Annotated in this window: 6 protein-coding genes; 1 reads left to right on the top strand and 5 read right to left on the bottom strand. The window is 72.5% G+C overall.

Annotation, left to right across the window (positions count from 1 at the left end; genetic code table 11):
• Nucleotides 1-90: 90 nt before the first annotated feature.
• Genes ACFWRV_RS16280 through ACFWRV_RS16300 form a run of 5 tightly spaced genes read right to left on the bottom strand, consistent with a single transcriptional unit; the run spans nucleotide 91 to nucleotide 7,047 of the window.
• Nucleotides 91-3,423 (bottom strand): NaeI family type II restriction endonuclease, encoded by a 3,333-nt coding sequence (locus ACFWRV_RS16280; RefSeq protein ID WP_384334480.1) that lies wholly within the window; start codon nucleotides 3,421-3,423, stop codon nucleotides 91-93.
• Nucleotides 3,413-4,444, bottom strand: a complete 1,032-nt coding sequence (locus ACFWRV_RS16285) for an AAA family ATPase (RefSeq protein WP_384334483.1) — start codon at nucleotides 4,442-4,444, stop codon at nucleotides 3,413-3,415. Before ACFWRV_RS16285 ends, ACFWRV_RS16280 begins: the two co-directional genes overlap by 11 nt.
• 29 nt (nucleotides 4,445-4,473) lie before the next feature.
• Nucleotides 4,474-6,231, bottom strand: a complete 1,758-nt coding sequence (locus ACFWRV_RS16290; protein WP_384334486.1) for a trypsin-like peptidase domain-containing protein — start codon at nucleotides 6,229-6,231, stop codon at nucleotides 4,474-4,476.
• Nucleotides 6,231-6,572 (bottom strand): CU044_2847 family protein, encoded by a 342-nt coding sequence (locus ACFWRV_RS16295; RefSeq protein WP_384334489.1) that lies wholly within the window; start codon nucleotides 6,570-6,572, stop codon nucleotides 6,231-6,233. Before ACFWRV_RS16295 ends, ACFWRV_RS16290 begins: the two co-directional genes overlap by 1 nt.
• A 37-nt stretch (nucleotides 6,573-6,609) precedes the next feature.
• Nucleotides 6,610-7,047: a transcriptional repressor gene (locus ACFWRV_RS16300; RefSeq protein WP_384334492.1), complete on the bottom strand. Its 438-nt coding sequence runs from the start codon at nucleotides 7,045-7,047 to the stop codon at nucleotides 6,610-6,612.
• 387 nt (nucleotides 7,048-7,434) lie between these two features.
• On the opposite strand from ACFWRV_RS16300, the gene katG reads away from it, so the two are divergent.
• On the top strand, nucleotides 7,435-9,690 hold the full coding sequence (katG, locus tag ACFWRV_RS16305; protein ID WP_384334495.1) for a catalase/peroxidase HPI: 2,256 nt from the start codon (nucleotides 7,435-7,437) through the stop codon (nucleotides 9,688-9,690).
• Nucleotides 9,691-9,732 lie beyond the last annotated feature (42 nt).

Consider the following 9,732-nt stretch of genomic DNA (forward strand, 5'->3'; position numbering starts at 1 on the left):
ACGCGCCGTCTGGCTCCTGCGCGCGGAAGGGTGGCGGACACGGGCGTGGCCATCATCCCGCGGACCGGCCTCGGTGGAGCGGGCGGTCTGTCAGAACTGGTGCGGGAGTTCGGGCGCCCGGACCTCGGGGTCCTCCGGGTGCGCCGGCGACCACTGTGCCCCGTCGAACTCGGCGACGGACCTGTCGCTGCCGGGAACGGCCCTCACCAGCCGGGCGCTGACGAATTCCCCGTCCTGCGGGACAGGAAGCCCGAGCTGACGGGCGATGTTCTGGTGGGCCCGGTAGTGGCTCAGGATGATGATCCCTTCGTCCCGGAGCAGGGTGCGAGCTCCGCGGACCCGCTTCCCGTAGTCGCTCTGCCGGGCGACGGTGCCCACCGTGTTCCGGCTGATCCGGCGGTGCTGCGCCCGTCGGAACAGCTCGTTGACGCGGCGCTGGCCGGACGCATGGCGGAAGACCGCTTCGCGGTCCTCGGCGGGCAGGTGCAGCAGGGTGTTCTCCAGCAGCGCGGCGTCGTGCCAGAGCCAGACGATCTTGTCGTGGTGGGCCCGCATGATCGTGAACTTCGCGTCCCGGTTCGTACCGGAGTTGAGCCATTCCCGGCGGACGCGCATCAGGCCGGCACTCCAGCGGCCGGCGTAGTCGTCCGCGCAGACCAGGAGGCACAGCTGGTTCTCGGTCTCCGGCGGGATCAGCCAGCTGCCCATTCTCTGTGAGTAGACGCAGTCCACCTCCACCCCGGCGATCCGGTAGTCCATCAGGTCCCCGTCGGGGAACGCGAACTCACGCTGAAGGGCGATCTCCACGAGGGTCCCGATGTGGGTCTTCTCCGTCTTGAAGAGCTGCGCCCAGTCGTAGCGGCCGGTCCGGGGCCCGTCGAGCAGGGAGTCGATGGTGTCCCGCAGTACACGCCCCAGACGGCCGCCGTCCGGGTCCAGAGTCCGTACGGCGTCGGCGACCGCGCTCAGCTCCGCGTCCTGCGCACCCACGCCGTCGAGCCTCGCCATCGCCTCCATGCCACTCGGCCGGTCCCGGGGCTCGACAGCCAGCAGATCAGTGACGAGCCGGTCGAACTCGGCGGACAAGCCCGAACGGGGCTTCGGCTGAGGATGCTCCGGCTGACGGTGCGGTATGCGGTGTACCCACGCGTTGCGCACGGCACGGGAGTCCAGGGCCGGGGCGGACCCGGTGGCCATCGCATGGAGCAGACAGCCGAGCGCGTACAGGTCGCTGCGCTCGTCGGCGACGCGCCCGAAGAGTTCCTCGGGCGATCGGTAGGCGGGCAGGGGACCGGACGGATCGTCGGCCCACCGCCGGTGCTCGTCCCGGTCGAGGGCCGGCAAGCCGTGGGCGCCCAGGCCGGGGTCGGTGACGAACACCCGCCCGTCGGCACGCGTCACCAGGGTCGCCGGACTCAGGTCCAGGTGGGCCACGCCGTTCAGGTGGAGCTTGGCGAGTGTCCTGATGATCTGTGCGCCGGTCGCCTTGATCTCTTCCAAGGACATCGGGCCGGCGGGCGGACTCAGCAACTGCTGGGAGTCCTCCCCGTCGACGAGCCCCGTCACCACGTAGGGACGACCGTCGTGGAACCCGAAATCCTCGACGCGCGCCAGCCCTTGGATCCCGAGCGCCGCCAGCCGCTCCGCGTCGACGCGGAAGCCGTACCTCCTGGCGGGATCCGTGATCGGTGCGTGAAAGAGCTTGAGGGTCACCTGCCGCTCCCGTCGCTCGTCCCTCGCCCGCCAGAGGTCGGCCGTCGGTCCGGCGTGGCGTCGGATGACCAGCCGGTAGCGTCCATCCACGAGGGCGCTCGGGTCACCGGCGGAGGTGCTCGCGTCGGCGTCGTCCTGGTCCGGGCCCGCGTTCGGGCGCCCGCCGAGTCTCCGTACCGTCTCCTCGGTCACCACCCCCAGAGGCTCCCCGCCCGGGCGCCCCTCGGCCTCGTCCAGGTCTCCGGTCGACACCACGACGGGGAACTCTCCCGGCCTGGACCCGGCATGCTGCTGGATGACGGCGCCGATGCGCGCGGCCGTCGAGCGGGGCAGGGCGCGCGACAGCACCCCACGCACACCGGGGCGGAACACGTAGTGGCCCGAAGAGGCCGGCTCCCCGGGGGCTGTCGTGAGCAGGCCGCTGAGGATGACCTCCGCCAGATGCTGGGGTTCGGGCCGCTGTTCCGTGGCGGCCTGGACCAGCCGCATCACGGGAAGGCTCAGTTCGCCCGCGGCCAGGTGGGCTGCCAGACGGAGCGCCTGGGGTGAGGCGTGGGCGCGGAAGTCGAGGACGCGTTCCTCGGGCGACAGCAACTCGACGGCGCCGTCTCCGGGTTCGAGCACCGTGGCCGGCGGGTCGGCGGCCGGTATCGCGACCACCCCCGGCACCTCGGTTCCCGGGGCCCCCGCCACGAGGTCCGCCCAGTGCCCGAACCAGCGGCCGGAGGGTTCCAGCAGCGGCAGCGGCAGCCCCGCGTGCTCCTCCCCCGACGGGTCGTACGGGGTGAACCGCAGCGCGGAGTTGTCGGCGGCCGGTCCGCCCGACGTCAGCAGACCCGCCGTGCCGGGCAGTGCGGTGCGCCGCCAGAGCCGCTCCGGGAGGGGCTGGACGACGGCCACCGGCATCGTGCGCGCCCACCGGTCCAGGACGCGGTACCAGTGCGCGGTCGACGCGTGACCGGGATACCAGTGCGGGCCGCTGCAGTCGCTGAGGACCAGCGCCGCGGCGCGGCCGTCCCGCGGCGGCAGAGCGGCCGGGCGGCCGCCGGGGCTCTGGCGCAGCCGGCCGTCCTGGGTGAGCACCAGCAGCGTGATCCCGCGGAAGGCGCCCGTCTGGCTCAGGACCCGGTGGAGCTCTCGCCACAACGGGCGCCAGACAGGCATCGTCGGGCCCGCGTCGTACACGAGGTAGAGGGTCAGCCAGCGCTCGGGCTTCGCCCGGAGTACGGGCAGCCACGTGCCGGGAAGCGCGCCCAGGCCGGCGATGCGCCGGGCCGTGCTGGGCTCGTCCAGCTCCGTGGCCAGGCTCGAAGGCACCTGGCGCCGCAACGGCCGCAGTGCGCGCTGGAGCGGGAGCGGGTGGGCCAGCATGGGCGGCAGCGGCGCCAGCAGCGACCGGGACGGGCCCTCGTCCGACGACGCGCCGTCGGAGCGATGCGCCGGGGCGAGGCGCCGGCCGGCCGGCGCTCGGGACGGCTGTGGGCCGGTGGCGGGGCCCGTGGGTCCGGCGGGCGAGGAGGTGGGCGCTTCGGGCGTCGGCTCCTCGGAGGGTGGCCGCGTGGGCTGCGCTGGCGCGCCGCTGCGGCTCGCCAGCCAGATCAGCTCGGCGAGCTCCCTCGCGTTCGCGCCGTGTCCGCTCGCCCGGTCGAGGATGTCGAGGAGGCGCTTCAGCTCGGAGGGGGTGGACGGGTGTGCCGGGTCAGAAATCATGGAACTCCGCGACCGGGCCGAGATGGGTCATGAGGCCGGCGGCCAGCGCCTCGCGGGACTCGGCCGACAGGCCGGGTACGCGGGACAGGTAGATGGCGTTGAGCAGCTGGTCGGTCGCCAGTTCGCCCTGGCTGCCACGCTCCAGGAACATCGAGATCAGCCGCGTCGTCTCCCCGTCCAGCTCTCCGAGGTGGGCTCGGACGATCGCTTCCAGGTGGTCCGGTTCGGGCCGGCGGAGGTGCAGGGGGACGCACCGGCGCAGGAAGGCGGCGGGGAATTCCCGCTCGCCGTTGCTGGTGAGCACGATGAACGGGAAGGCGCGGCAGCGCACGAGCCCCCGGTCGACGGTGGCCCGGGTCTCGCGGTCCGCGGCCATCAGCTCTGCCGTGGGGGTCCGTTCGGCGGCCCGGACCAGCTCGGGGATCTCGTACTGCCCCTCCTCCAACACGTTGAGCAGGTCGTTCGGCAGGTCGAGGTCGCTCTTGTCGATCTCGTCGATCAGCAGGACGCGGGGCCGGTCGAAGGGGAGCAGCGCGGTGCCCAGCGGTCCGAGTCGCAGATGGTCTTCGAGGGCGTCCCCGGCGGGGGTCCCGTCGTCGGCCCCGCTCGACGGCTTGCGCCCCGCACTCTTGCCGGCCGCGTAGAGCCGGGCCATCGGGTCGTACTGGTACAGGCCGTCCTGGAGGGTGCTGCGGCTGGTGATGTTCCAGCGCAGTACGGGTCCCAGTTTCAGCTCTCGCGCCACGGCGTAGGGCAGGGACGACTTGCCGCTGCCGGGCGGGCCGGTGATGAGCAGCGGCCTGCGCAGAACCAGGGCCGCGTTGACCAGTTCGACGCTCTCCGGGGTCGCCCGATAGGTGCCCGCCCGGTGCTGCCGGTCGCGGGACACGGTGTCGTCCTCGTCCGGCGGGGAGAGCAGTGCGGGTCCGCCGTCGAAGGCCCGCCAGGGTGGCGGGTCGGGGAGCTGGGTCACACGGTCGTGCGGTTCGTCGGTACCGGTGTACACGGGCCACAGGGGCATGGAGGTTCTCCAGATCGTTCGACTGCCGCTCAACGGACCGGGGATCGCGGATAGATGTTCGCTTCCGGGAACCATCGCGGGTCCTCCCAGACGAGGACCAGGCCGGTGGCCCAGTGCGGTTGTGGTTCCTCGGCGAGAAACGCCTCCCGCCGCAGGTCGCGAACGTGACGCGGGAGTTCTGCCAGAGGTACGGACGCCAGCCCCGTCTCCAGGGCGTCGAGGAAGCGGGCACCGGTGCAGGAGTGCCCGGCCGGGGCGTCCGCGTCGTGCGGGCCCGAGCAGCCTTCCCGCGACCAGACGATGACGGGCGCCGCCGCGTTCAGGCCCGCCCGCAACAGGTCGCGCGCCTGCTCGGTGAGGGGGTGCGCGCCGTATCCCACGGCGGTTCCGAGCCCCTGCAGCCGTACGGTGAGCTTGGCGGGGTCCGAGGGGCTGTCGCACTCGACGCGGTGCCAGGCGGCGCCGCCCGGACGACGGTCGAGCGTCTGCCAGGCCTTCTCCAGTTTGAACTGGAGCCGGGACTGGCGGCGTCGGCCCAGGTCCATCAGGACGACCGGCGAGAAGCATCCCAGCGGAGCCGCGTCGTCCGCGCTGGTGCGCCACTCGTCGACGGGTTCGCCGAGCCAGTCCCCGGGCAGCGCGAAGGCGATCAGCTCCTCGCCCTCGGGGTCGATCCGCCCGAAGGCCTGGTCGAGGTGTTCCCTCACGCACTCCTGGGCGTTCTGCCGGGCGACGGTGCTGCTGGCGACGAGCTGCGCCCGCCCGTCAAGGACGGCGTAGACCGAGACGAGATACACATCGCGGTCGGCGCCGCTGTGCTCGATCTCGACGAGGATCGGGGACCAGGTCGTGCTCCCGCCCGGCGTCGGGCGCTCCCGCGCGGGAGCCTGGGGAACGGTTCCGGCCCGGTGGTCCCGGGCCCACGCGTGCAGCGCTTGCCGGACGGCGTGGTTCTCCGTCCGCTCGGCGAGATGGACGGCGAAGTCCGCCCAGGGCGCGGTGCCCGGTGCGGGTTCGACCTCCGTCAGCAGGAACCAGGCCACGTCCCACAGGGAGAGGAATCCCCCGGCGGGCGGCAGTGGCGGCAGCGCGGCCAGCGGCTCCATGACACTCCGGTACGTGGCTTCCGGGGCGCCGTGATCCCCGCATCCGAGGACGAGGTCGCGCAGGCGGGACACGGATTCCCGGCTGTGGCCGGGTACGGGCACCAGCTCGGCGGCGCCCGGCCAGCGCCGGACGAGTGCGCGGGCGGGGAGCATCCTTCCGCCGCCGCCCGCCGCATACCTGGCCGTGACCATGCCCACGACCTCGCCGGTGTCCTCCCGGACCACGGCCGCGCCGCTGAAGCCCTCCTCCAGGGGCGGGCCGTGGCCCGTCCAGGCCTCCAGCTGCAGCCACTCCCCCGCGATCAACTGGTCGCTGGTGCTCCGGAACTCGCCGAGGATCCCCTCGTCGTACCCGCGCGGAAAGCCGTACGCGGTCAGCCTGACCGCCTGTTGGACGAACGGTGTGTGCACGGCGGCGAACCGGGCCGGTGCCACCCCCACGGCGCGTTCGAGTTCGAGCACGGCGACGTCGCCGCGGTCCTCACCGGTTCCGCACCATTCGCCCGCGGCGATCACGGTGGCCGCGAGCGGGCCGAGGTCCGGGTACTGGGCGAAGACCACCTCGACGCGATCCGCGCCGTCCACGACGTGCGCGCAGGTGATCACGTGGCGCTCGGTCACCAGGAACCCGGATCCGACGCCGCTCCCGAGGACCCGCACCTGCCAGGACTGGGAACTCATCACCCCGCCGGGGTTCCCCCAGCGGCCGCCGGAGTCCAACTCAGCTTCACCACGAGGTGACCCTCCATGGAGGTCTTGGCGATCACCGCGCCCGCCTCGGCGGTGAGCTTCACGCCGAACTCGATCTCGACGGCGTCGGGCTTGAGTTCGCCGTCCCGGAAGACGCGCAGTGCGGACTCGGCCGCGGTGTGAATGCTCTCCAGCGCCCCGTCGAACGTCTGTCCCGCCTGCCGCAGCACGCCGTCCCCCCGGGAGACCGGCCGGGCACCGCGACTCTCGTCCTCGACGGCGACCACGACCGAAGCGCCACTGTCCGTCGTGAACTCGACCAGTTCGTCCATGTTTCCCCCGTGCCCCGTGCGCTATTGCCACACCACCCTATAGACCCCCCGGACCCCGCCCCGGTCGGGCGCAGCCCGGGCACAGCCCGCGGTAGGTGATCTCCACCGCGCCGACGGCGAACCCGAACCGCTCCTCCTCGGGCAGGTCGCCGAGGGCATCACCCGCCGGGTGGACGTCGCGGACCGTGCCGCAGCCGGAGCAGACCAGGTGCTGGTGGGGGCGGCGCGCGTTCGGGTCGTAGCGCTTGGCCCGGCCCACGGTGGAGACCTCCAGCACCTCGCCGAGCGAGACGAGCTCGCCCAGCGTGTTGTAGACGGTCGCGCGGGAGATCTCGGGCAGTCGCGCGGCGGCCCGCAGATGCACCTCGTCGGCCGTCAGGTGCACATGGTCGCCGTCGAGCACCTCCGCGACGACACGCCGCTGCGAGGTCAGACGCCAGCCACGGCCCCGCAGCCGTCGAAGGAGGTCGCTCATCCCGTTTCACCTGCTCCGCTCGGTGGAGGGGGCGGGCGGCTCGCGCGAAGATGCCGGCGACGCCGCGCCCCGTCGTTATGGCTTTAGCCTGCTTCTTGACTTGGACGAAGTCCATCGTAGGATCGATCCCGGCGACATCCAAGAGACAGGAAGGCTCCGGTACGGCAGCAGAGACACGCGACGGGACACCACCGGTCGACCGCGCAGTGCCGCCCGCCGGCCCAGCGCCGTCGCCGTTGCACCGCCCGGGAGCGTCCGGTCCGGTGGGCGTGCGGCGCTCGGGCGGCCCGCGACGAGACCCGAGACCAGCGTGCCCCTTCTGTACGGCCCGAATCCTCCTCCCCCGTTCAGCGCCCCACGACCCGCCGGGTCCGGAAGGATTGCCCCATGACCGAGAACCACGAGTCTCACGTCTTCGACCCCGTCACCCCGGATTCGCCCGAGACGGCCGTCCCCGACAAGCCCGAGGCGCAGGCGAGCGGCTGCCCCGTGGCCCACGGCCGCGCGCCGCACCCCACGCAGGGCGGCGGGAACCGCCAGTGGTGGCCGGACCGCCTCAACCTGAAGATCCTCGCCAAGAACCCCGCCGTGGCGAACCCGCTGGGTGCGGAGTTCGACTACGCGGCCGCGTTCGAGGCGCTCGACCTGCCCACCGTGAAGCGGGACATCGCCGAGGTGCTCACCACCTCGCAGGACTGGTGGCCGGCCGACTTCGGCAACTACGGGCCGCTGATGATCCGGATGGCCTGGCACAGCGCCGGCACGTACCGCATCAGCGACGGCCGCGGTGGCGCGGGCGCCGGTCAGCAGCGCTTCGCCCCGCTGAACAGCTGGCCGGACAACGGCAACCTGGACAAGGCGCGCCGTCTGCTGTGGCCGGTCAAGAAGAAGTACGGCCAGGCGCTGTCCTGGGCCGACCTGCTGATCCTCACCGGCAACGTCGCCCTGGAGACCATGGGCCTGAAGACCTTCGGCTTCGCCGGTGGCCGCGAGGACGTCTGGGAGTCGGAGGAGGACGTCTACTGGGGCCCGGAGACCACCTGGCTGGACGACGAGCGCTACACCGGCGACCGTGAGCTGGAGAACCCGCTCGGCGCGGTCCAGATGGGCCTGATCTACGTCAACCCCGAGGGCCCCAACGGCAACCCGGACCCGATCGCCGCCGCGCGCGACATCCGTGAGACCTTCCGCCGGATGGCGATGAACGACGAGGAGACCGTCGCCCTCATCGCCGGTGGCCACACCTTCGGCAAGACGCACGGCGCGGGCCCGGCCGAGAGCGTCGGCGCGGACCCCGAGGGCGCCCCGCTGGAGGAGCAGGGCCTCGGCTGGCGCAACTCGTACAAGTCGGGCAAGGGCGGGGACGCCATCACCAGCGGTCTGGAGGTGACCTGGACCAGCACCCCGACCACGTGGGGCAACGAGTTCTTCCACAACCTCTTCGCCTACGAGTACGAGCTGACCAAGTCCCCGGCCGGTGCGCACCAGTGGATCGCCAAGGACGCCGAGGCGACCATCCCGCACGCGCACGACGCGTCGAAGAAGCAGAAGCCGCAGATGCTCACCACCGACCTGTCGCTGCGCTTCGACCCGGCGTACGAGCAGATCTCGCGGCGCTTCCACGAGAACCCGGAGGAGTTCGCGGACGCCTTCGCGCGCGCCTGGTACAAGCTGACGCACCGCGACATGGGCCCGATCCAGCGCTACCTGGGCGCCGAGGTGCCCTCCGAGGTGCTGCTGTGGCAGGACCCGCTGCCCGCGCGCGCCGGTGAGGTGCTGGGCGCCGCGGAGATCGCCGCGCTCAAGGAGCAGGTGCTGGCCACGGACCTCACGGTGGCGCAGCTGGTCTCGGCCGCCTGGGCCTCGGCCGCGTCCTTCCGCGGCAGCGACAAGCGTGGCGGCGCCAACGGCGCCCGGATCCGTCTGGAGCCGCAGCGCGGCTGGGAGGCGAACGACCCGGACGAGCTGGCCCAGGTCCTGCGCGCGCTGGAAGGTATCCAGCAGTCCTTCAACGCCAAGGGCGGCAAGCAGGTCTCGCTGGCCGACCTGATCGTCCTCGCGGGCAGCGCGGCCGTCGAGCAGGCTGCCGCGGACGCCGGTGTCGAGGTGGAGGTGCCGTTCACCCCGGGCCGGGTGGACGCCACGCAGGAGCAGACGGACGTCGAGTCCTTCGCCGCTCTGGAGCCCGCGTACGACGGCTTCCGCAACTACACCGGCAAGGCCGCACGCCTGCCCGCCGAGTACCTGCTCCTGGACCGGGCGAACCTGCTGACGCTGAGCGCCCCGGAGACCACCGTCCTGGTCGGCGGTCTGCGCGTGCTGGGCGCCAACTCCGGCGGATCGAAGCACGGCGTCCTCACGGAACGCCCGGGCACGCTGACCAACGACTTCTTCGTGAACCTGCTCGACCTGGGGCTCACCTGGAAGTCGACGTCGTCGACGCAGGACGAGTTCGAGGCCCGCGACGCGAGCGGCCGGGTCAAGTGGACCGGTACCCGCGCCGACCTGGTCTTCGGCTCCAACTCCGAGCTCCGTGCCCTCGCCGAGGTCTACGCGAGCGACGACGCGCGGCAGAAGTTCGTGACGGACTTCGTCGCCGCCTGGACCAAGGTCATGGGCCTGGACCGCTACGACCTGGTCTGACAGCCCCCGGCCACCCCTGCTCCGGGGGTGGCCGCCCTGTTC

The sequence above is a fragment of the Streptomyces sp. NPDC058576 genome (assembly GCF_042718715.1).
Lineage (GTDB): Bacteria > Actinomycetota > Actinomycetes > Streptomycetales > Streptomycetaceae > Streptomyces.